This is a genomic window from Streptomyces sp. P6-2-1 (genome assembly GCF_050613165.1).
GTDB lineage: Bacteria > Actinomycetota > Actinomycetes > Streptomycetales > Streptomycetaceae > Streptomyces.
On the sequence record NZ_CP192513.1, the window covers coordinates 1,866,876 to 1,892,343 of the forward strand.

General features: G+C 75.0%; 21 protein-coding genes. 5 read left to right on the forward strand and 16 right to left on the reverse strand.

What is annotated here, in order from left to right:
- Positions 1-173 precede the first annotated feature (173 nt).
- Together ACQYWQ_RS08245 and ACQYWQ_RS08250 are read right to left on the reverse strand one after the other, a co-directional pair.
- Positions 174-1,085 (reverse strand): LysR family transcriptional regulator, encoded by a 912-nt coding sequence (locus ACQYWQ_RS08245; protein WP_431033338.1) that lies wholly within the window; start codon positions 1,083-1,085, stop codon positions 174-176.
- Positions 1,086-1,129: 44 nt separating this feature from the next.
- The gene (locus ACQYWQ_RS08250) at positions 1,130-1,816 is read right to left on the reverse strand and encodes an SDR family NAD(P)-dependent oxidoreductase (RefSeq protein ID WP_431033340.1); all 687 of its coding nucleotides are present in this window, start codon (positions 1,814-1,816) and stop codon (positions 1,130-1,132) included.
- Between the two features lie 150 nt (positions 1,817-1,966).
- On the opposite strand from ACQYWQ_RS08250, the gene ACQYWQ_RS08255 reads away from it, so the two are divergent.
- The 3 genes from ACQYWQ_RS08255 (at position 1,967) to ACQYWQ_RS08265 (ending at position 5,191) form a co-directional block, all read left to right on the forward strand.
- Positions 1,967-2,611, forward strand: a complete 645-nt coding sequence (locus tag ACQYWQ_RS08255) for a TetR/AcrR family transcriptional regulator (protein WP_431039110.1) — start codon at positions 1,967-1,969, stop codon at positions 2,609-2,611.
- Between the two features lie 102 nt (positions 2,612-2,713).
- Positions 2,714-3,829 carry a DNA polymerase III subunit beta gene (locus tag ACQYWQ_RS08260; protein ID WP_431033343.1) on the forward strand — a complete coding sequence of 372 codons (1,116 nt, stop codon included), beginning with the start codon at positions 2,714-2,716 and terminating at the stop codon, positions 3,827-3,829.
- Positions 3,830-3,949: 120 nt separating this feature from the next.
- Positions 3,950-5,191 (forward strand): MFS transporter, encoded by a 1,242-nt coding sequence (locus ACQYWQ_RS08265; protein WP_431033345.1) that lies wholly within the window; start codon positions 3,950-3,952, stop codon positions 5,189-5,191.
- A 67-nt stretch (positions 5,192-5,258) separates the two neighbouring features.
- Here ACQYWQ_RS08265 and ACQYWQ_RS08270 read toward each other — a convergent pair whose 3' ends face one another.
- The 12 genes from ACQYWQ_RS08270 to ACQYWQ_RS08325 form a co-directional block, all read right to left on the reverse strand.
- Positions 5,259-6,824, reverse strand: coding sequence for an NADase-type glycan-binding domain-containing protein (locus ACQYWQ_RS08270; RefSeq protein ID WP_431033347.1), 1,566 nt, complete (start codon positions 6,822-6,824; stop codon positions 5,259-5,261).
- Positions 6,821-7,393 carry a phage tail protein gene (locus ACQYWQ_RS08275; RefSeq protein ID WP_431033349.1) on the reverse strand — a complete coding sequence of 191 codons (573 nt, stop codon included), beginning with the start codon at positions 7,391-7,393 and terminating at the stop codon, positions 6,821-6,823. The genes ACQYWQ_RS08270 and ACQYWQ_RS08275 overlap by 4 nt, the downstream gene beginning before the upstream one ends.
- A gap of 28 nt (positions 7,394-7,421) precedes the next feature.
- Positions 7,422-9,380, reverse strand: coding sequence for a putative baseplate assembly protein (locus ACQYWQ_RS08280; protein ID WP_431033351.1), 1,959 nt, complete (start codon positions 9,378-9,380; stop codon positions 7,422-7,424).
- Complete coding sequence (locus ACQYWQ_RS08285; protein WP_431033353.1) at positions 9,380-9,814, reverse strand: GPW/gp25 family protein; 435 nt, start codon at positions 9,812-9,814, stop codon at positions 9,380-9,382. Before ACQYWQ_RS08285 ends, ACQYWQ_RS08280 begins: the two co-directional genes overlap by 1 nt.
- A 140-nt stretch (positions 9,815-9,954) precedes the next feature.
- Positions 9,955-11,859: a VgrG-related protein gene (locus tag ACQYWQ_RS08290; protein WP_431033355.1), complete on the reverse strand. Its 1,905-nt coding sequence runs from the start codon at positions 11,857-11,859 to the stop codon at positions 9,955-9,957.
- The gene (locus ACQYWQ_RS08295; RefSeq protein ID WP_431033357.1) at positions 11,859-12,578 is read right to left on the reverse strand and encodes a LysM peptidoglycan-binding domain-containing protein; all 720 of its coding nucleotides are present in this window, start codon (positions 12,576-12,578) and stop codon (positions 11,859-11,861) included. The genes ACQYWQ_RS08290 and ACQYWQ_RS08295 overlap by 1 nt, the downstream gene beginning before the upstream one ends.
- 22 nt (positions 12,579-12,600) lie before the next feature.
- A complete protein-coding gene (locus tag ACQYWQ_RS08300; RefSeq protein WP_431033359.1) occupies positions 12,601-13,026 on the reverse strand; it encodes a phage tail protein in 426 nt (141 codons plus the stop codon).
- A gap of 106 nt (positions 13,027-13,132) precedes the next feature.
- Complete coding sequence (locus ACQYWQ_RS08305; protein ID WP_431033362.1) at positions 13,133-13,642, reverse strand: extensin; 510 nt, start codon at positions 13,640-13,642, stop codon at positions 13,133-13,135.
- Positions 13,643-16,580: 2,938 nt separating this feature from the next.
- Positions 16,581-16,736 carry a DUF6760 family protein gene (locus tag ACQYWQ_RS08310; protein ID WP_239096479.1) on the reverse strand — a complete coding sequence of 52 codons (156 nt, stop codon included), beginning with the start codon at positions 16,734-16,736 and terminating at the stop codon, positions 16,581-16,583.
- Positions 16,733-17,224 (reverse strand): hypothetical protein, encoded by a 492-nt coding sequence (locus ACQYWQ_RS08315; protein ID WP_431033364.1) that lies wholly within the window; start codon positions 17,222-17,224, stop codon positions 16,733-16,735. The genes ACQYWQ_RS08310 and ACQYWQ_RS08315 overlap by 4 nt, the downstream gene beginning before the upstream one ends.
- Entirely contained in the window at positions 17,224-17,667 is a 444-nt protein-coding gene (locus ACQYWQ_RS08320) for a phage tail protein (protein ID WP_431033366.1), read from the reverse strand. The genes ACQYWQ_RS08315 and ACQYWQ_RS08320 overlap by 1 nt, the downstream gene beginning before the upstream one ends.
- A gap of 87 nt (positions 17,668-17,754) precedes the next feature.
- Positions 17,755-19,335: a phage tail sheath family protein gene (locus tag ACQYWQ_RS08325; protein ID WP_431033368.1), complete on the reverse strand. Its 1,581-nt coding sequence runs from the start codon at positions 19,333-19,335 to the stop codon at positions 17,755-17,757.
- 291 nt (positions 19,336-19,626) lie between these two features.
- On the opposite strand from ACQYWQ_RS08325, the gene ACQYWQ_RS08330 reads away from it, so the two are divergent.
- Positions 19,627-21,039 (forward strand): hydrolase, encoded by a 1,413-nt coding sequence (locus tag ACQYWQ_RS08330; protein ID WP_431033370.1) that lies wholly within the window; start codon positions 19,627-19,629, stop codon positions 21,037-21,039.
- Positions 21,040-21,113: 74 nt separating this feature from the next.
- Positions 21,114-22,556 (forward strand): hydrolase, encoded by a 1,443-nt coding sequence (locus ACQYWQ_RS08335; protein ID WP_431033372.1) that lies wholly within the window; start codon positions 21,114-21,116, stop codon positions 22,554-22,556.
- A 165-nt stretch (positions 22,557-22,721) separates the two neighbouring features.
- Here ACQYWQ_RS08335 and ACQYWQ_RS08340 read toward each other — a convergent pair whose 3' ends face one another.
- Positions 22,722-24,743, reverse strand: coding sequence for an ATP-binding protein (locus ACQYWQ_RS08340; protein ID WP_431033374.1), 2,022 nt, complete (start codon positions 24,741-24,743; stop codon positions 22,722-22,724).
- A complete protein-coding gene (locus ACQYWQ_RS08345; RefSeq protein WP_431033376.1) occupies positions 24,740-25,414 on the reverse strand; it encodes a DUF4255 domain-containing protein in 675 nt (224 codons plus the stop codon). The genes ACQYWQ_RS08340 and ACQYWQ_RS08345 overlap by 4 nt, the downstream gene beginning before the upstream one ends.
- Positions 25,415-25,468: the final 54 nt, after the last annotated feature.

Below are 25,468 nucleotides of genomic sequence, written 5' to 3' on the forward strand. Positions count from 1 at the left end.
GACGCGGACACCGTGACCCGCCCCGGAGGCGGCCCCTGCGCCCCGGCCCCGGTCCCTGGCCTGGCCTGGGCCCGGGTCTCGGTCTCGGCCTGGGTCTCGGCCTGGGTCTCGGCCTGGGTCTCGGCCGAGGTGATGCGGGCGCCTCCGCTCGTACGTACCGCCTCGGCCCGTCCCTACGCCCACCCCGGCGCCCACGTCTCGCCCGCGGCCCGCGCCCGCTCCTCCTCCGCCCGCCGTGCCGCCAGCCACTCGCGCAGCGTGGCGAGTGCGGGGTGGGGCGTGGCGCGGCGCCAGAGGAGGGTATGGGGGTAGACGGGGGCCGGGGCGGTGAGGGGGATGCGTCGGAGGCCGAGGCCGGGGGGCCAGTGGAGGCGGGTGCCCGCGCCGACGAGGGTCGCGAGCGCGGGCTCGTGGGCGAGGGTGTCGAGGAGGGGTTCGGCGCCGGGCCCCGACCGGACGATCGTGAGGCCGAAGGCGGCGGCCAGGTCGGCGTAGTACGTGGCCCACTCGGTGCCGGGCACGATGCCGGGAATCCACAGCCGGTGGCCGGCGAGCATCGCGGGGCTCGCCCAGGGGGCGGCGGCGAGCGGGTGCCCGGGGCCCGTCACGAGTTCCAGCGGCTCGTCGTGGACGCGGACGTGGGCGAGCCCGGCGAGCGGGACGGGCACGGCGCGCAAGCTCGCGTCGACGCTCCCCTCGCGCAGCGCGGGCACGGCGTCCTCCAGCGTCACGACGTCGAGCCCGATCCCGGGGTGCGCGAGCGAGAAGGCGTGCAGCAGCGCGGCGGTGCCGAGCCTGCGCCCGATCACGTCGACGCGCAGGGGGCGGCGCCCGGCCCGTACGGCGTCGAGCGCGCGCGTCTCGGCGCGCAGCAGCTCACGTGCGTACGGGAGGAACGCCGCCCCGTCGGGCGTCAGCGAGGCGCCCCGCGCGGTGCGCGCGAAGAGCCGCACCCCGAGCCGGCCCTCCAGCGCAGCGACCCGCTTGGACACGGCCTGCTGGGTCACCCCGAGCACGGCCGCCGCGTCCCTGAACCGCCCCCGGTCGACGACGGCCACGAAGGTGCGCACCCCATCGAGATCCATCCGCGGGAGCCTACCGGGACAACCCTGGGTTGTGCGGAGGGGCGCTACCAGGGCAGCGGCCCGTTCTCGTCGGTGAACGTGCCCGTCGGGCCGTCCGCGCCGAGCGTCGCGAGCGGCACGACGACGGCCGCGCTCTCCTCGACGGGCCTGCCGATACCCATCGCCGCGGTCATGTCGGTCGCCGTCGCGCCCGGCTCGACGGCGTTGAACTTGATGCCCGGGTGCGCCTTGGCGTACTGGACGGTGAGCATCGTGGCCGCCGCCTTGGAGGCCGCGTACAGGGGCAGCGCCAGCGTCGACTCGACGCGTTCCGGGTTGTTGACCGCCCAGAAGGAGCCGAGGCTGCTCGTCACGTTGACGACGAGGGGGTTCCCGGACCTGCGCAGGAGGGGGAGCGCCGCTTCGGTGACGCGGACGATCCCGACCGCGTTGACGTCGAAGGCGCGCAGCGCCGAGGGCCCGTCGATCGTCTCGTTCGCCAGGATGCCCGCGTTGTTGATGAGCACGTCGAGGCGCCCCTCGGCCGCCTCGACGGTCGCGAGGGCGGCGGCCACCGAGGCGTCGTCGGTCACGTCGAGCCGCACGAAGCGCGTGCCGAGCGCCGCCGCGGCCTTCTCGCCGCGCTCCGGGTCGCGGGCGCCGACGTAGACGACGTGGCCGCGCGCGAGGAGCTGACGCGCGGTCTCGAAGCCGATGCCCTTATTGGCCCCGGTGATCAGTGTGATGGTCATACGTGTCCTCGCACAGGTGAACAAGCAGGCTCATCGACTTCCGCAACGGTCATTGCGGAAGTCGCCGGAAGCCGAAGATAGCACTTCTGTAGCGGTCACTGCGGAAGCGGTAGACTGACCGCTGTGGCGCATGCCGCGGAGAATCCGGACGTGGAGCGGGGTGCGGGTGTGAAGAAGGAGGAGCCGAGGGCGGCGAAGGAGTGCGGTCCCCTCGGCAGGCCGCGCGGCTTCGACGCGGACGAGGCGCTCGAACGCGCCATGCTCGTCTTCTGGGAGCACGGCTACGAGGGCGCGGGCACAGCCCTCCTGACGCGCGAGATGGGCATCTCCACGACGAGCATGTACGCGGCCTTCGGCAACAAGGAGCAGTTGTTCCGCAAGGTCCTGGAGCGCTACAGCGACGGCCCCGGCGGGTACTTCGCGCGCGCCATGACGAAGCCGACCGCGCACGCCGTCGCGACCTCCGTGCTCCACGGCGTCGTCCGCACGACGACCCTCCCCGCCCGGCCCCCGGGCTGCCTGGGCGTCCAGGGCGCGCTGGCCGTGAGCTGCTCGGGCGAGGCGGTCCGCGAGCTTCTCGTGGACTGGCGCGGCGACGCGTACACGCGGCTGCGTGAGCGCTTCCGGCGCGCGGCCGAGGAGGGCGACCTGCCCGCGACGACCGACCCCGCCCTCCTCGCCCGTCACCTCACGACCCTCGCCCACGGCCTCGCCGTGCAGGCCGCGAGCGGCGTCCCGCGCGAGCAGCTCCAGGAGCTGGTCGACGCCTCGCTCCGCGCCTGGCCGCCGTTCTGACGCCGGGCGGCGGCCACGCGGCGGCCGCCCCGTGCCGCTTCGTGTCCCCGTTGTCAGACCCTCCGCCTACGGTTCCCCCGACGACGACAGCGAGGGGGCCGGGTGGAATTCCAGGTGGAGCGGCGGGCGTTCGCCGACGCCGTGGGCTGGGCCGTGCGCGGGACGGCGGCGAGGCCGGTGGCGCCGGTGCTCGGGAGCGTGCTCGTGGAGGCAGGCGACGAGGGGCGCGTACGGGTCACCGGCTTCGACCACGAGGTGTGCGCGCGGGCCGGGGCGGATGCCCTGGTGGGCGTCGCGGGGCGGGTCCTGGTGCCGGGGGCGCGGCTGCTCGACGTGTGCCGGGTGCTGCCGGACGCGCCCGTGGAGTGCGCCGTCGAGGGCGGGCGGCTCGTCGTGCGCGGGGGCGGGGCGCGGTTCGGGCTCACGCTCCTCCCGGCCGGCGAGTACCCGGCGCTTCCCTCGCCCGCGCCGCCCCTCGGGGCCGTCGGGGCGGGGGAGCTGGCCGCTGCCGTGGGGCAGGTCGCGACGGCCGCGGCGCGGGACGTGACCGTGCCGGTGCTCACGGCGCTCCAACTCGGCTTCACGGCAGAGGCGCTGACGCTCGCCGCGACCGACAGGTACCGGTACGCGCAGCGCTCACTGCCGTGGGAGGGGGCCGGGGCGGGGCCGGTCGCCGTGCCCGCGCGACGGCTCGGGGAGTTGTGCCGGGCGCTCGGCAAGCAGGCGGGGGACGGGCGCGTACGGCTCGGGTGCGGCGAGACCTTCTCGCTCGCCACCGACGACGGCGCCTTCGCCGCCTCGCTGCGCCCGCTCGCCGGGCGGCTGCCCGCAGCGCACAAGCTCTTCGCGCTCGGCGCTCCCGCCCGCGCGGTGCTCGCCCGGGCGCCGCTGGAGGAGGCACTGCGCAGGGTCACCGTCGTCGCCGGCCCGGGGAGCCCGGTCGTGCTCTCCTTCGACCCGGGCGGCTCGGTGCTGCTCGGCGCCGGTACGGAGGCCGACGACACCGCGAGCCAGCGGCTCGAAGCCGAGGCGGTGCCCGCCGAGCCGCTGACCGTCGCCTTCAACGCCGCGTACCTCATCGACGCCCTCACCGCGCTCCAGGACCACGCGCACGTCCGGGTCGCGCTCCAGGGCCCGGGCGGGCGGGCGGTCGTGAGCGGGGGTGAGGGCACGCGGGACACGCACCGCCACCTGCTGGTGGCCCTGCGGGACACCTGAGGCCCGGCCCCGCACAACCCCCCGTTGCCTCCGCTCCCCCGCGGGTTGTTTGCCGCGCCCGTCCCCCGGCCGCTTGGATGCCGCAGGTCGGACGGGGCGTCGAGAAGGAGCGGTGCGCGGGTGAGGGATCGGCTGGGGAGGTCGTTCGGGTGGCTGTGGGGGGCGTACGCGGTGAGCGCGTACGGGACCGGGTTCGGGTTCGGGGCGTTCCCCGTGCTCGCCGTGCTCGTGCTCGACGCGGGGCCCGGGCGGGTCGCGTTGCTCGCCGCCGCGGGGCGCGCGGTCGGTGCGCTGCTCGCGGTGCCGCTCGGTCCGTGGGTGGAGTTCCGGCGCAAGCGGCCCGTGATGGTCGCCGCGGATCTCGTACGGTGCGGGGCACTCCTGAGCGTGCCGCTCGCGTACGGGTTCGGGGTGCTCTCCTTCGGGCAGTTGCTGCTCGTGTCGGTCGTGACCGCGGCGGCGGACATCTCGTTCCGTGCGGCGAGCGGCGCGTACCTGAAGTGGCTCGTGCCCCCGGACGGGCTGCTCCTCGCCAACAGCCGTTTCGAGGCGACGACGTGGAGCGCGACGGTGCTCGGGCCACCGCTCGGCGGGGCGGCGATCGGCGTGCTCGGCCCGGTGACGACGGTGCTCGCCGACGCGGTGAGCTACCTCCTGTCCGCGCTCGGGCTGCGGGCGATCGGCGGCACGGAACCGGAGCCCGTGCGGGGTGCGAAGGTGCTCCGTACCGCCGAAATCCTGGCGGGCTGGCGGCACTTGCTCGCGGAGCCCGCGCTGCGGCCGCTGTTCCTCAACACCCTCGCCGTCAACGGCCTCGTCATGGCGACGGAACCGCTGCTCGCCGTGCTGCTGCTCGGGCGGCTGGGCTACGCGCCGTGGGAGTACGGGCTCGCCTTCGCCGTGCCGTGTCTGGGCGGGCTGCTCGGGGCGCGGCTGGCCCGGCCGCTCGCGCGGCGGTTCGGGGCGGGGAGGGTGCTGCGCGTGACGGGGGTGCTGCGGGTGTGCTGGCCCGTGGGGCTCGTGCTGGTGGGCCCGGGGGCGGCGGGGCTCGCCCTCGTCATGGTCGTCGAGTGCGGCCTCATCACGTGCTGCGGCATCTTCAACCCGCTCCTGGCGACGCGCCGCATCGACCTCACCCTGCGGCACCTCGTGGCCCGCGTGCTCGCCGCCTGGACGGTGAGCACGAGCACCGCCATCGCGGCCCTGACCGCGGCCTGGGGCCTGCTCGCGACGTGGACGGGCCCGCGCACGGCGCTCGGCCTGGCGGGCCTGCTGATGCTGGCGACGCCGGTACTGCTGCGGCGGGGACGGGCGCGGGACCGGGACCGGGTACGGGACGAGGCGGTGGCCGCCGAGGGGTAGGGCGCCCCGCCCCCCGGCGGCGCACCGCGCCCCGCCCCCCCGGCGGCTCGTCCCCCGCCCGTATCCGTCAGTTGTCGCCCGACGGGCCGAAGAACTCGATCTCCGCTATCGCGACCTGCTTCTTCGCCGAGACCCCGTACGCCGAGTCGATCGTGAAGCGGACCTTCGTCACCTCGCCGACGCCGAAGGCGCGGCGCTGGCCGCCCGGCCCCTGGTCGAGGACGAGTTCGCGGGTCTTGGTCCTGCCGTCCTTCGTGGTGATCGTGGCGGTGACGCGGTGCGGGAGGGCGGATTCGCGGATGCGGTTGGACTTCGTGGAGACGCCCGGCGTGATGATCAGGTCGAGGAGGCGGGTCGGCTCGTCGAACCGGGCCTCGATCCACTCCCCCTTGCCCGACTCCGAGACCCCGGGGCCCCACCACGTGTTGCTGAGCCCGTCGAAGGCGAGCCCCGGCTTGTGGGCGGGGAAGGAGCGCGAGGCGGCGAAGTCGTCCGGCGTCACGAGGGTCCGCTTCGCGAAGTGGTCACGGGTCGCCTGCACTCCCGCGGGCGCCTTCATGCCGAGGAAGACGACGAGCCCGATGACGACGACGGCGACGATCCAGCGCAGGACGCGGTCGAAGGTGCGGCGCAGGCGCGGGCGTTCGCCCGCCCACGGGACCGCGTTCCTGCGGCCGTCGACGAGGCGGCGCCACCACGGCAGCCGGGCCTCGGTCTCCTCGTCGCGCCGCGCGAGCGGCATCGCGCAGCGGGCGCAGTGGTGCCGGTCCGGGCGGTTCGGGGTGCCGCACCAGGGGCACGGGGGGCCGCCCACGGCCCCTGTCTCGGGGCCCGGGGCGCGGACCGCGGGGCGGTCGGCGACGGGCCGGCCCGGCAGGACGGGGGCGACGGAGGGCGTCGCGGGGGTCTCGTGCCCCTCGTCGGTGACGGGGACGAGGAGGTCCCGGGCCCGGGCGTGCGTCTCGGGTCCCGGGCCCGAGGGCGCCGGGGTCGCGGCGAACGGGGTGTACGGGGTCGGGGCCTCGGAGTCGGGGACCGGCGCGTGGGGCGGGGTCGGGGCCTCCGGGCCCACGGCCCGGATCGCGGGGCCTGTCCCGGCGGCGGCCTCGTGGGTTTCCGCCCCCGGCCCCGTCCCGGCGCCGGTCCCGTGCTCGGGGTCGTGCTCCGGGTCGTGCTCGTGCTCGTGGGCCCACATCCCCGTGCCCGTCGCTCCGCCGGACGGTGCCAGTTCCTCGGCGCCGATCTCCCGCCCCGCCGCCTCCCGCCCCGAGGGCCACGGGACCTGCTCGACCATCCCCGTGGGGGTACGGGGCTGAGCCCCCGCCCCTGGCACGCCCGCGCTCGTGCCGCCGCCCTCCGTCCCCGTACCGCCACCTGCTCCCGTGCCGCCACCGGTCGTCCCCGCGCCCCCGGCCGTCCGGGCGCGCGGCCGCTCGATGCGCACCCCGCGCGAGCGGGACACCCCGGCGCCGGGACCCGCGTCCGCGCCCCCGCCGGGGGCACCGCCCCCGGACGCGCCCCCGCCGGGGGCACCCGCGTCCTTCCACCGCAGCACAGCCCCGCAGCCGTCGCAGAACGACTGGCCTGGCTCCGCGCGCGTTCCGCACTCGGCGCAGTTCTGGGTCGTCGTCATGTCCGTGGAGTCCTTTCGGCCGTGGTCACCTTGACCGTGTACGGCATGTGCGCGGGGCGGGCCGCCGCGACGAGGGCGCTGAGGCGGTGCGTGTCGGTGGGCTGAGGGTCCGCGAGACGGAGGGTCACGTGCAGGTGGGGCCTGCGCTCGCCGGGGAAGGCGCCGAGCGGACGGGCGCTCCAGTCGGCGCCGCCGCTCTCACTGATCTCCGGTTCGGCCCCGAAGGCGAGCCGTACCGCCTCGGCGAGCCCGTGCCGGGTGCCCCTGACCCGGTGCAGGCGCGCGGCGGCGGCGACGGCGTCCCGCAGCCGCGCCTCCGCCTCCGCGTTCTCGGGCGCGTCGCCGTCGGTCTCGGCGCCGACCCACTCCGCGAGCCAGCGCGTGAAGTCGACGGGCGCGAGCGCGGGGTCGAAGTAGGCGGGCAGGCAGTCGAGGACGTTGAGGATCGGCGCGAGGACTTCGTCGAGCCCGGCGACGAAGCGTTGCGCGAGGTCGTCGTCGGCGAAGACCGCGGGCAGCATGACGCCGAGCGGCGCGGACGAGCCGAGCCCGTCGATGGAACCCCTCACCGCTCCCCCTCCCCCTCGCGGCGCGCGCTCACGCGTTGCCCCCGATCACACGCACCCGGTGGTCGTACGAGAAGACGAGCGCCGGTGCCCGCAGGTCGATCCGGTCGGTGGCCTCCCCGCGCTTGCCCGTGAGCGGGTCGGCGGGGTGGAGCGTCACTTCGTCGACGAGTTCGACGCCGGGCACGCGCTGGAGCACGGCGAAGACCTCCCCCGCCTGCACGGGCCGCCCGAAGGGCCAGCCCTTGGCGTCCGCGCCGCCCGTGAGCGGGTCGATGTGCCGGTACAGGGCGTCGTGCGCCTCGCGCCGTACGCGGTCGGTGTCGACGCCCCGGAAGGCGTGCACCGTCGCGACGACCGTCACGCCCTGGTAGTACGGGGGCCCGACGGCGATGCGCGTGCCGATGAGGCGCCGCTCATCGAGGTGGCGCGTGATGCGCCGGAGCAGCGCGTCCCCGGGCACGAGCTGTTCGAAGCGGAGCCGCCCGCCCGGGTCGGGCACGGCCTGCGGGACGACGAGGACCCGTACCGCGTAGGCGCCGTGCTCGTTCTCCTCGCCCTCCAGGCACGTGATGCGCGCGGTCTCCGGCGCGGCACGGCGGGCGAGTTCCTCGTAGTCCCGCAGGGTCACGGCGCGTTCCTGCGCGCGCAGCGTGATGGGCGCGCGGACCTTCGCCTCCCGCACGGTCTCGCCGTCGACGCCGCCGCGTGCGGCCTCGCGGTTGACGACCTCGGAGACGTAGGGGACCGACGTGCGCAGGACGCGGACGGCGCCGCGCGCCACGTTGCCCGCGCGCCCGCCGCCGATGCGGTAGCGGCGGGCGCGGATGACCGCGCCCTTGGGGGCGACGGCCCCGTACTGGCGCAGGGTCCCGTCCGGTTCGCGTACGGAGGGGCCGAAGGCGACCTCGCCCGTCGTGGCGTCGACGGTGATGTGCCGGTCGTCGGGGCCCGATGCGGCGAAGTGCGGGACGACGTGCCAGTCCTGCCAGCCGTCCTGTTCGGCGGTCTGGAGCAGCAGCGGCGGGTGGTCGCCGACGACGGGCGCGTGCGCGAGGCGCAGGCGCTGCCCCGGCAGCCCGGTGGACTCGCCGAGCGCTTCGTCGGTGACGGTGTCGGCGTGCACGGCGGGCACGGTGCCGCCGACGGTGCAGGCGGCCGCGGAGCGCACGGTCGGGGACGTCGTGTAGAAGGGCTGGTTCGCGAGGGGTTCGGTGACGCGGCAGCGCAGCCAGCCGCCGGGCTGTCCGCCCGAGCGCGAGACGACGTGCCCGCCGGGGACGTGCAGCACGACGTCCCCCGGCCTGTTGAGGCCGCCGGTGCCGTCCTCGTCGACCTCGCACTCCTGCCAGCCGTCCTCGGTCCACGCCTCCCACACGAGCGGGGGCTGCCGGGGGTCGACGCCGACGCCGTCGACGCGGCTGTCGAGTTCGAGCGCGACGACGCAGTGCGGCACCGCGGCGGTGAGGCCGAAGAGCATCGCGTCGCCGGGGCGCGGGGACTCGGCGAAGCAGAGGACGTCCTTCTCCTCGGCGAGGTCGGTGGTGCGGTCGCTGAAGGAGGCGCCCCGGCGCTGTGTGACGAGGTGGCCGAGCGCGCAGGGCACGACGGCGAGGTCCCTTTCGGTCGCGAAGACGACGGCCTCCTCGCTCTCGGTGCGCTGCGTGGCGACCTCCGTGCCCTCGGGCAGGCGGACGGTGTCCTCCTGCGGCGCCGAGAGCCGGAAGGTGACGTCGGTGCGCGCCGCGGCGGGCGGGAAGAGGGTGATGCCGACGAGGTCGAGGAAGGCCAGGTGGTTCTTCTCGGGGACGCGGTTGAGCCGGTAGACGACCTGGTCGGCCATGTGGGCCACGGTCTCGACGAGGGTCACGCCCGGGTCCGAGACGTTGTGGTCGGTCCACTCGGGGGCGCGCTGCTGGATGTAGCGCTTGGCGTCGTCCACGAACTGCTGGAAACGACGGTCGTCGAGGTGGGGCGAGGGCAGTGCCATCAGCGGTCGCTTTCGGGGGTGTCACCGGTCGTGCCCGGTTCCTCGTGGGAGGGGATGACGTAGAAGGGGAAGACGAGGCTGCGCGGGTTGTTGGTGCCGCGGATCGAGTAGCGCACGTCGATGTAGAGGATGTTCTGCTCGGCACCGGCGGTGACGTCGACCTCGTGGACCTCGATGCGGGGTTCCCAGCGGTCGAGGCTCGCGTACACCTCGTGCTGGATACGGCCTGCCGTCGCCTCGTTGACGGGCGCGAAGACGAGGTCGTGGATCGCGCAGCCGAACTCGGGGCGCATGGGCCGCTCGCCGGGGGCGGTGGCGAGGACGAGCCGGATGGCCTCCTCGACCTCGCGCTCGCCGCTGACGAGCGCGATGCCGCCGGTGGGCCCTATGCGCAGCGGGAAGGCCCAGCCGGAGCCGACGAATTGTTCAGCCATGAGGATCGCGCCTGCTCTCGTCGTCGCGGTCGGATGCGGGGGGTGCTGAGGGTGCTGGGGGGTACTGGGGGTGCTGGGGGTGTACGGGGAGGGACGGGCGTACGGAGACGGCCCGGGGTACGGGGAAGGGGGCCGGGGGCTCACGGGATCGGGTACGGCTTGTTGTTGACCATGACCATCCCCTGGAGGAGCAGGGTCGCCGCCCTGATGCCCACGTTGGCGGCGGCGTTGACCTGGACGGCGCCCGCCGCGCTGAGTGTCGCCGCGCCGGCGGCCTTGAGGCTCAGCGCGCCCGCGGCGTCCACGTTCACCGCTCCCAGGCCCTTGAGGCTCACGAGCCCGTTGCCCTGGATGTCGAGTGGCCCGCCGCTCTTGATGCTGAGTCTGCGGCGCGCGCTGAGCGAGAGGTCGGTCCCCGCGTCCACGGAGACGGACCGGCTGCCCCTGATCCTGACCGTGCCCTTGCTGTCGATGGTGATCTCGGTGTCGGCGCGGTCGAGGTTGACGACGAGTGTGCCGTCCCCGCTCGCGAGCCGTACGCCCTGCTTGCCCCCGGTGCGCTGGCTGAGCAGGTCGAGCCGGTTCCCCGTGCGGTCGGAGAGGGTGTGCCTGGCGGACTGCCCGCGTGCCCCGTCGTGCAGCGGCACGTCGTTCACCTTGGTGGGTTTGTCCTTGCCGTTGTAGAGGCCGCCGAGGACGTACGGGTGGTCGAGCGCGCCCCTGTCGAAGCCGACGAGGACCTCGTCGCCGACGTCGAGCGGGAAGACCGAGCCGCCGCGTACGCCGCCCCACTGCGTGACGCGGGTCCAGTCGCTGACGTACGTGTCGTCGAGCCACGGGAAGCGCAGCTTGACGCGGCCCTGCTTGAGCGGGTCCTGCACGTCGGTGACGAGCGCGTTGACGACGCCCGGCAGCGCGAGCCCCTGCCGGTCGCCGCCGCCCCCGCCCGAGGCGAGCCCGTAGAGCGAGCGCCACTGGCGGCCGCTGACGGTGACCCACGCCTCGTAGTGCTTGCCGTCGCCGAAGACGTGCCGCACCGATGTCGCGGTGTACTTGCCCTCGAAGGGGGCGCCCACGTCGGCGAGTGCCACGGGAAGTCCCGGGCGCAGCTTGGGCGTTCCGCGTACCACGACCTCCAGCTCGGCGAAGGAGGAGGTGACGTCGTCGGCGAGCGCGTCGGCGGCGTGCTTGACCTCGGCCTGGCGGTCGTAGGGGACCTGCGCGTCCAGGAGCGTGGCGCTCTTGAAGCGGCCCGCGGCCTCGCCGGGTGTCGTCCCGATGCCGATGGCGGGGTTGCTCCTGGCGGGCGCGGTGGCGGTGAGTTCCTTCTTCGTCGTGACGTCCCAGCCGCGGGCCTCGACGGTGGCGACCTGTTCGGCGGCGGTGACGGAGGTGCGCAGCCGCAGGATGTCGGTACCGGCTTCGAGGACGTACGGGCTCTTGTCGCCCGGGGTGCTGACGGGCGGCGCGCCGGAGGCCGGGTCGGGCGTGACGAACTGGAGCTTGCCCTTCGCGTCGACGGACATGACCATCTCGTTCTCGTCGGCGAGGCGGGCGAGGAAGTCCCAGTCGGTGACGTTGGCCTGGCTGAGGAACTCGTAGACGGTGCGCGTCGCATCGATCCGGCCGAGGGGTACGCCGTCGAGCCCGGCGAGCTTGCGCACGATGTCGGACGCCGACTGGTTGCGGTACGCGGCGACGCGCCGCTGACGCAGCAGGCGGTGCCCGGCGTCGTAGCCACGGATGACGGTGAAGGACCCGGTGCCGTCGTAATCGGCCTCCAGGCCGGTCACTTCACCCGTGAGCAGCGGCTCCGACGCGCCCTTGCCGTCCGCGACGGGCGCGATGACGACGGGCGTGCCGAAGTCGGCGCCGAGCTTGCCGAGGACCTTGTGGTACGGGTCGCGGAAGGTGAGCCGGAACGCGGCGGGGACGCCGACGCCCTGGTCGACCCAGCCGTCGACGAGCAGCGGCGCGATGTCGCGGGGCAGCGGGGCGCCGCCGATCGTGACGTGGAGGACTGCGGAGTGGGCGGGACGGGTCATCAGGAGCGCACTTCCTCGGCGGCGGGCAGGACGAGTTCGGTGCCGCTGGTCAGGCGGGACGGGTCGTCGATGTCGTTGGCCTCGGCGATGGCGCGCCAGGCGGCGGTGTTCCCGTACTCGTTCCAGGCGAGCGACTGGAGCGAGTCGCCCGCGACGACGCGGTGCACGCGGCGCGCGGTGAGCGCCCCTGAGGTGGGGTTCTGGCCCTCGGTCGAGCCGGGTATCTCGTGCAGGCTCACCCGGCAGGTGGCGCGGATGGGCACCCCGGTCGTGCCGAAGAGCGAGTACGAGACGTCGACGGCGGCGACGTACGCGAGGAACCTGGCCGTCGAGAACGACCCCCACTGGAAGACGACCCAGGGCGGTGACGGCCGCTTGGCGGCGATGCTCTTGCTCGTCACCTCGCAGCAGTCGAGCAGCGAATCGACCTTGCGCAGCACGGAGTTCGAACCGGGCTCGTCGGACGTGTCGAGGAAGATCTCGACGCTCATCTCGCGCGGCTCGGGTCCCATGAACTCGGGCGTCGCCCCGTCGCGCACGGCGGCGGTCGCCGTGGCCTTCCACACGGTGCGGCGCTGGAGCTGGAGCGCGGTGGGGTTGAAGTCGAAGTCGAAGGTCTTCATGAGCGCGCCCGGCGAGGTGCCGTCGCCGACGGGCGGCTCGTGGATGGCGAGGCTGGCGCGGACGAGACTCTTCCCCGCGCCACTGCTGGCAGCCATGACGTGTGTCCCCTCAGTCCGTTCAGTCCGTGAAGCCGTGGTGGGTGATCTCCAGGACCTCGGTCGCGACCCCGGGGCTGGCGGGGTCGAGCGAGGGCCCCTGCCAGCTGACGGGCAGCACGTCGATGAGCCCCCAGCGCGCCACCTCGGAGCCGTCGGCGCGCAGCGCGGCGATCTGCGCGGTGGGCCGCTTGATGCCGGTGGTCACGGAGGAGATCCACTTCGCGACCTTGGTGGTGTCGGGCGTGAGCGGCCGCGTGAGCCGGATCGTGGAGAACGTCACGCGCGAGGGGAGCTGCCAGACGAAGCCGTTGTTGCCGCCCTCCTGCCGCGTCTCGACCTCGACGGTCGACGAAAGCCCCTCGCACCCGTTGAAGTACCCGAGGCTCTCGCCGTCGATGGTGAGGGTGAAGAAGATGGTGGAACCCGGGTCGAGTTCGCGTGACATCGGGGGCCTTTCTGGGGTGGAGCGGGGTCATCGGCGGGTGCGGTCGTGCGCGCGGCGCGCGGGGGCGGGTGCGGTCGTGCGCGCGGCGCGCGGGGGCGGGTGCCCGTCATTGGCGCGGGTCGCGGAGTCTGCCGACGCGCTCGCGGTCGAGGCGGAGTTCGGTGCGGAGCAGGCGGGTGATGCGGCCCGTCAGGCGGTGGGTCAGCTCGTCGAGCTGGAAGTCATCGAGCGCGCGCGGGTCGAAGGCCGCCCCGGGGGCCGCTTCGCCCGTCCGCCCCGCCTCCGCACGCCGGGGCTCCGGCGGGGGCGGCGCGGTGCGGCGTTGCACGGCCGGGGGGTGCGGCGGGGCGGGGGTGCGGGCGCCGGTGCTCGTACTGGTGCTCGGGGGGAGGTGGGCCGCCGCGCGCTGGATGGCGAGCGGGACGGGGGTGAGGGCGGCGGCGGGCGGCGGCGCCTGGGCGGGAGCCGCGTGCGCCTCGGGGGTCGGCGTGCTCGTGGGGGTGCGCTGGACCGAGGGGGCGGGGGACTCGGCCGCGAGCGGCGGCACGGGGAGCGGCCGCACCGGGCGCGCGACGGGCAGCGGGGCTGCGGCCCGGGCCGCGGGCGTCCGGCGCAACGGGACGGCGGCGGGGCGGGGCGGGGCGGCGAGAGCCGCGGGTACCTCACCGGGGTGCGGGTGCGGGCGCGTGGAGGTCTGGGGGGCAGGGGTGCTCTCCGGCGAGGGCGAGGGCGAGGGCGGCTGGTGCGCGGGAGCGCGCTGAACGGCCGGGCGGGGTGCGACGGGGGCGGCGGGGGTCGTACGGGGCGATGCCCCGGGGAGGAGGCGACGGGCCACCACGGGGGCCACAGGTACGGCGGACGCCGGGGCGACGGACAGCGGGCGGGCGGGAACGGGGGTGCGCGGGCCGGGGGTGGCGGTGCCGGGGGCGGGGGTGGGGGGCGTGACGGGGTGGGGTGCGGGTGTCCGTGGCGCGGGGGACGGCGTGACGGGCGGCCGGGCGGCACGGGAGGCGGTGGCGGTACGGGGCGCGGTGGCGGTACGGGGCGCGGTGGCGGCATCGGACGTGGCCTCCGCGCGGGGCGGGGCCGCTGGGCCGGGTGACGGCACGTCGCGGGGCGGGGCCACCGCCCGGGGAGGGGTGGCCGCACCGGACGCGGGCGTCGCACGGGGGGCCGCGTGCGGGCGAGGGGCGGCCTCGGCGCGGGGAGCGACTGCCGGAGGCGGGGTCGCTTCCGTGGGCGGGGTCGCTTCCTTGCGCGCGGGCCCTTCCTTGCGCGGCGTCGATTCCGCACGCGGGGCGGCTTCTTCGCGCCGCACGGCCTGCCCGCGCGGGGCGGCCTCGCGACGCTGGACGGCTGCCGTTCGCGCGGCGGCCGCGGCTGCTTTGCGCGGTGCGGCTTCCGTAGGCGGGACGGCTGCCTTGTGCGGTGCGCCCTCTCCGCGCGGGGCGGCGGACTCCGTACGCCGCACGGCCTCCGGGGGCCGGGCCGGGCGCGCGGGGCGGGCCGCCTCGGTACGGGGGGCCTCCTCCGTACGGGCGGTCTGGTCCTCGCGCGGCGCGGACTCCGCCCGTACCGTCTCCCCCCGCGCCGCCGGGGTCGCCGCCGCTGGGACAGGCCGTGCCGAGCCGGTCGGCGCCGTCGGGGCCGGTGTCCGGGGTGGCGTGGGCGCGGACGGGGCGGCGCCCGGTTCCCTGGTCTGCGCCGGGCGGGCGGGGAGCGGGGCCCCGAGCACGGGACGCGCGGGCCCGGGACGCGCCGGCGCGCTCGCGGTGGCTCGCCGCACGGGGTGCGGAGGTACGGGGGCCGCCGCCGCGGGGGACGGGGCGGGGACGTCGGCGGGGCGCGGCTCCCGCTCCCCCTGCGGGGTGCTGAGCGGTGCCCCGAGTCCCGGTCGCCCGCGCGGAACGGCGCCGGGGCGCGAGACCGGCAGTCCTCCCGCACGGGGACCTGCGGCGGGCGAGCCCGCTTCCCTCGTCGTCGCTGTCGCGCGCTGGACCGGCGCGGGGCCGGGTGCGGGCCGCCCGGCCCCGCCCGACGTGGGAACGGCCGCTCCCCGCACCGGACGTGAGGGCCCGGAGGGCCGTACGGGCGCGGAGGCGTCCGGCTCCCCCACGGGACCGGACACACCCGCGCCCGGCTCCCGCTCCGGACCGGACACCACGGCACGCGGCTCGCGCACAGGGCCGCGCGCCTCCGGCTCCCGTACCGCATCGGGCCCGCCCGACTCCCGTACGGGCGCGGGCACATGGGGCTCCCGCACAGGGTGCGCCGCACCCCGCTCCCGTACCGGCGCGGGCGCGACGGCGTCACGCGCGGGTCGCGCGGGCGACCTCTGCACGGAAGGTCCCGCAGCCGCCGGGGCCCCGGCGGCCCTCGGTACCGCCGGGACGGGGGCCACGGGCCGAGCCCCGGGCGCCCCCCGCCCTCGTACCGCCTGTGCCTGTGCCTGTGCGACGGGAGCCGTCACCGTCTCGCCCGCGCCCTCGGTGGTTCCGCTCTGCCGCGCCGCCTTCGCCGGGGCCGGGGCGCTCGCCGTCTCCGGGGGAACGTCGTCCGCCTTCCGGTCGTCGGCCCTCCGCGTTTCCCCGGGGCCCTCGGCCGACGCCGTGGCCCGTACGGGAAGCGCCCTCCGTCGCACCGGAGCCGCCGCCGAAGTGAGCCGCCCCGGGCGCGGCGCAGGGGCCGCCCGCCGCGCCACCGGCACCGGCACCGGCACCGGCACCGAGGCCGCCGCGTTCCCGCCCGGCACGGAAGCCGACGTGGACGCGGGCGCGGCCGCAGCGACGGGCCGCACCACGGAACGCCCCGCGGCCCGCGCACCGGCACCCCGTACCGGCACCGCACCGGCGCGCCCTGCCACCGGCCGCGGAGCCGAAGCGGCGACGGGCACAGGAGCGGTGGCAGGCGCAGGAGCAGCGGCCGGAACAGAGGTCGTGGCCGAAGCAGAGGGCACGGCCGGAACAGGTGCCTGGGCCGGAACAGGTGCCCTGCCCGGCGCAGGTCCGGCGGCCGGAACAGGGCTCCCCTCCGGGCTTCCCGCCCCCGCCGCCACGAACGCTTCCTCGCCCGGGATCATCGGCAACGCCGCCCGCTGCACCGGGACCTGCGGCGCGGGCGTCTCCGCGGGCGGTTCCGCGAGGCCGGGGCCCGCAGGCCCGCCGGCCCCCGTACCCGCGTCGCGGGCCCTCGGCGCCCGCACCGAGAAGAGCGGCAGCGCGTCCTGCGAGGTGTCCAGCACCCCCGGCCCGCGCCCCGCCCCCAGCGCGGGGCTCCGCCACGTCGCGAGCCGCCCGGCGAACCCCGCGTCGGCGACCCCGGCCGGAGCGTCCCCGAGGGCACGTCGCAGCGGTGGCAGCGCACGCCACGCCACGGCGGCGGGCCGCGTCACCGCGCCCGCGTCCCCCGTACCTGAGGCCCCGTCCGGTCCCGCGTCCCCGCTACCGGAAGCCCCGCCCGCGTCCTCGGCGCCCGACGCCCGCGTCCCCGCCCCGGGGACGGCGTCGGCTGCGCCCCGGCCCCCGCGCCGCAGCCGCTCGAAAATCCCCATGCGTTCAGCCCCCCGATCCCCGCGCCACCAGTCGTGCGATGTGGTCGGCGTAGCGGCGGCGGTCGTGGTGTTCGAGGTCGAGGATCTCGTCCTGGCCCCAGTGGAAGTGGTAGGCGACGTACGCGATCTCCTCGTGCAGCCGGTCGCTCGCGTACGTCACGATTCCCCCAGGCGGCTCCCGCCGAGGTCGATCTCGAAGGGCTCGGCGCAGTGCGGGCACTCGACCGCCGCGCGCGTGTGGCCCTCCGCGTTGATCTGCCGGTAGAAGTCCTGGAGGAAGGCGAGGTCGGAGGCGAACATGTTCTCCACGACCCCGTCGTGCACGAGCGGCAGCGTGCCGAGGCGGGTGATGACCCTGCCGAGGAGCACGACCGACAGGTACGCGGGGTTCTCCTGGACCCGTACGTCCCGCAGCGGGACGAGTTCGTCGCGGGCCGTCGCGAGCCGCATGACGCCCTCGCGGTGCAGCGCGCCCGCCTCGTCCACGTACCCGCGCGGCAGCTCGAAGGGAAACTCCGTCTGGAGGCGGCGGGGCGCGGGAGCCGGGGCCGGGGCCACGGGCGCCGTGCCGGGCGAGGCCGCCTCCGCCGCCGCGGCGGGCGGCGGGACGGGCCCGCCGCCCGCCGCCCTGGCAGCAGTGCGCCGCATTACTCGATGACCAGTTCTTCGAAGGTGATCGTCACGGTCTCCTGGAGGGCGCTGGCCTCGCCCGCCTTGACGGTGCTGGTGTCGATCTTGCTGCACCAGGCGTTGCGCATGTTGTACCGCTTGACCGGGTTGTTCTGGTAGTCCATCACCATGATCGTGGCGTTCTTGCGGGCGCTGCTCATCTCGCCGCGCACGGACTGGTTGATCCAGTCGTTGAACGCCTTGGACTGCGTCATGCCGCGCACGACCGTCGCGGTGCCGGCCTTCTGGACGCCCGGCATCTTCTTGACGACGGGGACGCCCTGCGCCGAGACCTGCTGGTACTCGATGACGTCCTGTTCCAGGCTCAGGCCGCTGACCTCGGCCAGGTACTCGACCATGACGCCGTCGATCTGGAGGCCGAAATTGTGCGATGTGAGGGCATCGCCCGGCTGGAGACTCATGTACTCGTCCTTCGCGCTGCGGTGGTACTGCCAGGGGAACTGCGGGAGGGCCCCCGGTCGCGGGGGCCCTCGGGGAAAGCGTGCGGCCTACTCCTCCAGCTCGCCGCTGCCGCTGGAGAACTGGGCGAGGCGGAAGACGACGAACTCGGCGGGCTTGACGGGCGCGATGCCGATCTCGCAGATCACGCGGCCGACGTCGACGGACTCCGGCGGGTTCGTCTCCTCGTCGCACTTGACGTAGTAGGCGTCCTCGGGCTTCGCGCCGAAGAGGGCGCCGGAACGCCACTCGTTGACGAGGAACGCCGAGACGTTGCGCCGGATACGGGCCCACAGCTGGTGGTCGTTGGGCTCGAAGACCACCCACTGGGTGCCGATGAGGATGGACTCCTCCAGGTAGTTGAAGTACCTGCGGATGTTGAGGTAGCGCCAGGCCGGGTCCGAGGCGAGGGTGCGCGCGCCCCAGACGCGGATGCCCCGGCCCGGGAAGGCGCGGATGCAGTTGACGCCGATGGGGTTGAGGAGGTCCTGCTCACCGCGCGTGATCTGGAGTTCCAGGTCGACAGCGCCGCGCACGACCTCGTTGGCGGGCGCCTTGTGCACGCCGCGTTCGGAGTCGTTGCGGGCCCACACGCCCGCGATGTGACCGCTCGGCGGGACCAGGCGCGACTGGCCGCTCGCGGGGTCGAAGGACTTGATCCAGGGGTAGTACAGCGCCGCGTACTTGGAGTCGTACCCGGCCGTCTCCTGCCGCCAGACGCGGATCTGCTGGGCGTTGAGCCCGGGCGGCGGGTCGATGATGGCGACGCGGTCGCCCATCAGCTCGCAGTGCGCGATGAGGCCGAGCTGGACGGCCTTGACGGCCTCCAGGTCGAGCGCGCCGCGCTGGTAGGCGGCCATGAGGTCGGGCACGGCGACCATCGAGATCTCGTCGACGGCCTCCAGGCCGCCGAACCCGGTGCGGTCGCTGCTGTCGCCGAGGTACTGGGCGGGGCCCGCGGTCTCCTCGCGCACGGCGGGCGCGGCGGCGGGCGGCGCGGCGGGGAGGGCGAGCGACTGGTTCTCGGGGCGCGCGAGCTGGGTCGCCGGGGCGGCCTCGGTGACCGTGATGTAGCGGGAGTTCTCCTTGACCTGCGTCACGACGTAGGCGCGGTTGCCCTTCTTGGCGCTCACGTCGAAGGACTCGACGGCCTTCTCGCCGTCCTTGACGGTGAGCGTGAAGCGCTCGGCGGGGCCCTCGCCCTCGGGGTCGGAGACCTCGACGCTGAGCCGCGCGGCCGGGGTCTCGCCGCTCGCCGCGACGGAGAAGGTGCCGAGCCGGCGCGGCTCCCCGGCGGTCAGGGCCGCCGGGGTACGGGACTTGGTGGCGCCGCTCGCGGGCTCGTCCGGGGCCGCGGCGCCGCCGGGGGCGCCCCCGACCCGTACGACGTAGGCGGCCGAACCGCCGTTGTTGAAGAAGCCGTAGACGGAGTGCGCGAGGTAGTAGTCCTCGGTGAACTCACCGAAGACCGCCGTGTACTGGGTCCAGTTGGTGACGAGGGTCGGCTCGTTGAGCGGCCCGGTCGGCGCGAGTCCGACGAAGGCCGCCACCGAGGTGCCCACTCCCTCGATCGGGCGCGATCCGCTGGCCACCTCCTCGACGTAGACGCCGGGCGACAGGTACGACGGCATGCTCTGCTCTCCTCGGGGTACATGGTGCTCGTCTGTCACCCTCACGCGCGCGGCGAGCCGGTCGAAACGTCCGCGGGTGCCGTGTACGGGGCACTCCTCGTGCCCCCTGAGGCACGGGGCGAGTGGGGGGCGGGTGGAGGGCGAGTGGAGGGCGGGTGCGGGCGGCGCGTTCGTACCCGTACCACCGAAGGGGCGTGCGGCCTCCACCGCCGTCGAGCCGGGTCTCTTCGCGCAGCCGGGTGTGCCCGGACGTCCCCTGACGTGCTCCTACGTGGCAACTAGCCTGCCCGGGTGAGCTTGTGGACCTCCCTCGAACCAGCGTCGGCGACCGTCGAGCCCGGCAGCAGCACCCAGGTGCGGCTGCGCGTGCGCAACACCGGGGACGTCGTCGACGAATACCGCTTCGAGCCCGTCGGGGACCCGGCCCCCTGGACGGTGATCGAACCCGCGGTCCTGCGGCTCTACCCGGGCACGACAGGCACGGTCGAACTGACCTTCTCACCCCCACGCACCCCCGACGCCACAGCCGGCCCCAACCCCTACGCCGTACGCATCTCACCCACGGAACACCCCGACGCGGTCACCGTCCCCGAGGGCAACCTCACGATCCTCCCCTTCACCGAAATGCGCGCCGAACTCGTGCCCGTGACCGTCACGGGACGCCTACGCGGCAGACCACGCCTGGCAGTCGACAACCTCGGCAACACCGAACTCACCACCTCGATGACCGGCGAGGACACCGGCGACCGCCTCTCCTACGAACTCCGCCCCGGCAACACACAAATCAACCCCGGCCGCGCCCACTTCATCGACCTCACCCTCCGCCCCAAACGAATCATCTGGTTCGGCTCCAAGGAACAACACCCCTACAAGGTCAACCTCCAACGCGCCGGAGTCCCCCCGCAAACCATCGACGGCACCTACATCCAACGCGGCTTCCTCCCCCGCTGGCTCGCCACCTGCCTCGGCATCCTCCTCGCCCTCGCCATCACCTTCGCCATGCTCTGGTTCGGACACCAACCCCACGTCACCACACGGGCCGAAGAACAAATGGAACAAGCCGGCTCCCCCCTCGCACCCAGCCCCTCCCCACAACCCCCGCTCCCACCCACCCCCTCCACACCCGCAGAATCACCCGCCGCACAGCCCCAGCCCTCGCAGTCCCCGCAGGACAACGGTGGCGGCGGCGAGAAGAAGCCGGAGGAGAGGAAGCCGCCGGTCGAGACAGCGGCGACGGCGCTGCACCGGAAGGTCAGGGAGGACCCCGACGCGCCGCACATCTGCTACCGGCTGCGGTACGAGGGGGGCCAGTGGAGCAAGCCCGCCTGCGAGAACACGCTCGGCGCCTACGACCGGACGGGACCGCCGATCACCGGCATGAACATCGCCGCTTCGAGCGTGGACGGCGTCTCGGCGCAGGCGCACGTCACCGATGCCTCGGGGACGCCGAAGTGGCTGCCGTGGACTCCGGTGCGGGACAACCAGGACATCTACATCGGCGCGGACGGCGACTACCCGCCGTTCATGATCGGGCTCAACATCTCGGTCGGGAAGTTCCAGATCTGCCACGTGGCGCACTTCCACCTCACGAACAGCCTCGGGGAACTCGTCTGCGACAAGGCCCGTCCGGAAACGCTCTTCATCGGGACCAACGACAACAGGAAGGCGATCGACGGGATGTTCCTGTACATCAAGTACGTGTGACGTGACCCTTTCGCGCACCGGAGTGTGCCCCGTCGCCCCCTGACGCGCCCGCACACGGCCCCTAGCCTGCCCGGGTGAGCCTGTGGACCTCCCTCGAACCAGCGTCGGCGACCGTCGAGCCCGGCAGCAGCACCCAGGTGCGGCTGCGCGTGCGCAACACCGGGGACGTCGTCGACGAATACCGCTTCGAGCCCGTCGGGGACCCGGCCCCCTGGACGGTGATCGAACCCGCGGTCCTGCGGCTCTACCCGGGCACGACAGGCACGGTCGAACTGACCTTCTCACCCCCACGCACCCCCGACGCCACGGCCGGCCCCAACCCCTACGCCGTACGCATCTCACCCACGGAACACCCCGACGCGGTCACCGTCCCCGAGGGCAACCTCACGATCCTCCCCTTCACCGAAATGCGCGCCGAACTCGTGCCCGTGACCGTCACGGGACGCCTGCGCGGCAGACCACGCCTGGCAGTCGACAACCTCGGCAACACCGAACTCACCACCTCGATGACCGGCGAAGACACCGGCGACCGCCTCTCCTACGAACTCCGCCCCGGCAACACACAAATCAACCCCGGCCGCGCCCACTTCATCGACCTCACCCTCCGCCCCAAACGAATCATCTGGTTCGGCTCCAAGGAACAACACCCCTACAAGGTCAACCTCCAACGCCCCGGAGTCCCCCCGCAAACCATCGACGGCACCTACATCCAACGCGGCTTCCTCCCCCGCTGGCTCGCCACCTGCCTCGGCATCCTCCTCGCCCTCGCCATCACCTTCGCCATGCTCTGGTTCGGACACCAACCCCACGTCACCACACGGGCCGAAGAACAAATGGAACAAGCCGGCTCCCCCCTCGCACCCAGCCCCTCCCCACAACCCCCGCTCCCACCCACCCCCTCCACACCCGCAGAATCACCCGCGGCACAGCCCCAGCCGTCCGCTTCGGAGAAGGACGGGGGCGGCGGGGACAAGCCCGGGGAGTCCACGGCGCCGAAGCGGCCCCCGGCCGAGACCGCGGCCACCGCGGTGCGCAAGCTGGCCGCCGAGAAGCCGGACAAGAAGCACATGTGCCTGCGCGTCCGCACCGGGCGGGACCACTGGTCCAAGCCGAACTGCGAGGACGATTTCGCCGGGATCAACGCCGACGGGAAGACGTTCGGGGAGCCGTTCACGGCGGTCAACATCGCCTCGTACGGCATGAACGGGACCAGTGCGGCCGCGATGGTGACCAACCCGGGCGGCAAGCCCGTGTGGCGGCCGACGACGAAGGTGACCCCGGACGGGACGGACATCTACATCGGCGACCACGTCGAGCAGGGCAGCCTGGACCCGGCCACGCTCACCGGCCTCAAGGTCACCGTGGGGACGGGCGAGGTCTGCCACATCGCCCACTTCCACTCCACGAGCAGCTTCGGCGACTACATCTGCGCGAAGCCGCGCCCCGCGTACCTCTTCATCGGCATCACCTCGAACGGCAACCCGCTCGACGGGCTCGCGTTGCTGCCCCGCGACTGAGCGGGCGCGGCGGGCGGTCCGAGGGCGCGCGCCCGGCCGGAGGGGCGGCTCTCCGGGAGCGGGCTTTCCTGGGACGGGCTTTCCGGGGGCGGGCTCTCCGGGGTGGCTCACCCGGTGGGCCCTCCGGAGTGGCTCACCCGGTGGGCCCTCCGGGGGGCGCGCCCCTCACCACCCCACGTCCTCCATCACGATCCGTCCCGCCTTGCGGTACTCCCGGACCGCCCCCGCCCGCAGGTCCGCCGCCGTCACCCCGTCGCCCCGCGCGGCCGCCGCGTACGCGGCCGTCACGACCGCGCTGCGGATCGCGCCGCCCGCCAGCTCGAAGTCCCGTGCGCAGTCCGCAGGATCGAGGTCAGGGGCGTGCGGGACGTGCGTGAGGCTGTGCCGCCACAGCGCGCGGCGTTGTTCCTCGCCGGGGAAGGGGAAGTCGACGAGGAGGTCGAGGCGGCGCGTGAAGGCGTCGTCGATGTTGGCGCGGAGGTTGGTGGTGAGGACCGCGATGCCGTCGAAGGCTTCGAGGCGTTGCAGGAGGTAGGCGCTCTCCATGTTGGCGTACTTGTCGTGGCTGCTCTTGACCTCGGAGCGCTTGCCGAAGACGGCGTCGGCCTCGTCGAAGAGGAGCACGGCGTCGGTGCGGTCGGCCTCGGCGAAGATCCGTTCCAGGTTCTTCTCCGTCTCGCCCACGTACTTGTCGACGACCGAGGAGAGCTGGACGACGTAGAGGTCGAGCCCGAGGTCATGGGCGAGGACTTCGGCGGAGAGCGTCTTGCCCGTCCCCGACTCGCCCGCGAAGAGCGCGAGCACGCCGCGCCCCCTGCCGCCGCCCGCGCTGAGCCGCCAGTCCCCGAGCACCTGCTCGCGGTGGCGGCAGCGCAGGGCGAGTTCCCGCAGGTGCGAGAGGGGTTCCGGGGGCAGGACGAGGTCGTCCCAGCCGACGTCGGGGACGATGCGGCGCGCGTGCTGTTCGAGCCCGGACGAGGTGTGGTGGCGCGCGGCACGGCGCAGGTGCGCCGCGGTGAGCGGGGTGCCGTCGAACGCGGCGAGTTCGCGCGCGGAGGCGGCGGCGCGGCGCACGCGGGCGCCGGGGAGCCGGTACGGGGCGACGGTCGCCGCGAGGTCGAAGTCCGGCTCCGTACCGAGCGCGCGGGCCCACTGCTCGGCGGCACGCGCGTGCGCGGGCGGCGCGTCCAGGAGCACGGCGGCGCCCCACTCGGGGTCGAAGGCGGTCTGCCCGGCGAGGACGAGCGGCACGTCCCCGGCCGCGAGCGCGCGGACGAGCGGGGCCGCGCGCGGCGGGAGCGGCGAGACGACGAGCACCGCGTCGCGCAGCCGGGCCTCCAGGAGCAGCGCCTGCGCGGGGAGCGCGTTGCCGTCATCGGGCGGCGCGCAGTGCAGGGCCGCGCGCCCGGCCGCCGCGAGCGCGGCGCCCGCGCAGGCGAGCCCGTCGCCCTCGCGCCGCTCGCGCAGGTGCGTGAGCGGGGGCAGCGGCCTGGTGAGGAGCGCGGCGAGCCGCGCGGTGAGCGGGTCCGGGGGCGCCTCGGGTACGGGGCCGAGCAGCCCGGCGAGCACGGGGTCGGGCGTGTCGTCGCCGAGGAGGTGCGCGGTCAGGCGGTCGGGTACGCGCAGGACGCGGCCGAGGAAGGGGGCCTCCGGCTCGTCGACGCGGAGCAGGCCGAGGCGCAGGAGCGGGGCGGAGGCGTGGAAGCGGGCGCGGGCGCCGGGGTCCGCGGCGGAGAGGCCGCACAGGTCGATGGCGAGCCCGGTGGTCGCGCGGCGCCGGCTCACGTCGTCGTTGAGGTACCCGTACAGCGTCTCGAAGGAGCGGTCGACGTCCGGCGCGAGGGCGAGGAGCAGGATCGCTTGCTCGACGGGCGTGAGGCCGCAGCGCGCGGCGAGCGCGGCGAAACGGTCACCGCCACCGGAGACGGCGGGGTCGGGGGGCGGCGGTACGGGAGCGGGGTCCCGCGGTACGGGTACGGGGTCGCCGTCCCCGTGCCGCCGTCCGTCGAGGAGCCGTGCCACGGTGTCGGGCGAGATGTAGAGCCCCCGCAGCGGGTCGTCCGCCGTGGGATCACCGGCGGCCCGGGCGCCGACGAGCGCGGCGACGCGCCGCCGGAGGGCTTCGAGCCGGGCGGGCAGGCCCGCACCCCGCGTCAACGGGGCGCAGACTTCGGCGGACGCGGTCACCGCTCCTCCTCGGCGGCCCCGCCACGCGCGCCCCGTGCCCCCCGCGCCGCCTCGATCTGCCGCGGCGAGTGCGCCCGCTCGCTCGTGAGCGAGGGCTCCCCGATGCCCCGTACGCGCACCTCGGCGCCCTCGGTGACCGGCGGACCCGCGTCGTACTCGGGGTGGGCGGGGAACGGGATCGTGAGCGCGAGGTCGAGCGAGGGCTTCAGCTCGCCGTCGAGCGCGGACCAGATCTCGGCGAAGGACCGCGCCTCGGTCTGCGCGCTCGCGACGCCGAGCGGCACCGAGAGGCCGAGCGCGGCGAGCGCGGGCGGCAGGCTCGCCGCGGGCAGGATCTCGTGCGGCAGGAGCGTCGCGAGCACGGCCGAGAGCAGGCGGTGCTCGTCCTGCGGAGTGCGGGTCCATGCGGTCACGAGGTAGGAGAGACGGAACCAGCGCGGGGGTTGCCTGCGTCGTACGACGATGTCACGGGCGTCCCGCACGGGCAGCTGCCCGCGCTGACGCCGGTTCACGTCCTCGCGAATGTCGTACAGGTAGACGTTCACCGAGGGCCCCGTACGCCGTGCCGCCCAGTCCCGGCTGGGGGCCTCGAAGGAGATGTCGATCCCCGTGCCGGCCAGCGCTCCGCCGCCCAGGAGGCGTTTGACGACCTCGTCGACCTCGTGGATCACCGCACCGCGCCCCTCGTCGTTCTCCTCATCGGGCGGAACGAGCCGCCTGATACG

Coding starts and splice junctions, on each gene's coding strand:
- ACQYWQ_RS08245 (WP_431033338.1), bottom strand. CDS start 1,085: ATGGATCTCGATGGGGTGCGCACCTTCGTGGCCGTCGTCGACCGGGGG.
- ACQYWQ_RS08250 (WP_431033340.1), bottom strand. CDS start 1,816: ATGACCATCACACTGATCACCGGGGCCAATAAGGGCATCGGCTTCGAG.
- ACQYWQ_RS08270 (WP_431033347.1), bottom strand. CDS start 6,824: ATGACGACGACCCAGAACTGCGCCGAGTGCGGAACGCGCGCGGAGCCA.
- ACQYWQ_RS08280 (WP_431033351.1), bottom strand. CDS start 9,380: ATGGCACTGCCCTCGCCCCACCTCGACGACCGTCGTTTCCAGCAGTTC.
- ACQYWQ_RS08285 (WP_431033353.1), bottom strand. CDS start 9,814: ATGGCTGAACAATTCGTCGGCTCCGGCTGGGCCTTCCCGCTGCGCATA.
- ACQYWQ_RS08290 (WP_431033355.1), bottom strand. CDS start 11,859: ATGACCCGTCCCGCCCACTCCGCAGTCCTCCACGTCACGATCGGCGGC.
- ACQYWQ_RS08295 (WP_431033357.1), bottom strand. CDS start 12,578: ATGGCTGCCAGCAGTGGCGCGGGGAAGAGTCTCGTCCGCGCCAGCCTC.
- ACQYWQ_RS08300 (WP_431033359.1), bottom strand. CDS start 13,026: ATGTCACGCGAACTCGACCCGGGTTCCACCATCTTCTTCACCCTCACC.
- ACQYWQ_RS08315 (WP_431033364.1), bottom strand. CDS start 17,224: ATGCGGCGCACTGCTGCCAGGGCGGCGGGCGGCGGGCCCGTCCCGCCG.
- ACQYWQ_RS08320 (WP_431033366.1), bottom strand. CDS start 17,667: ATGAGTCTCCAGCCGGGCGATGCCCTCACATCGCACAATTTCGGCCTC.
- ACQYWQ_RS08325 (WP_431033368.1), bottom strand. CDS start 19,335: ATGCCGTCGTACCTGTCGCCCGGCGTCTACGTCGAGGAGGTGGCCAGC.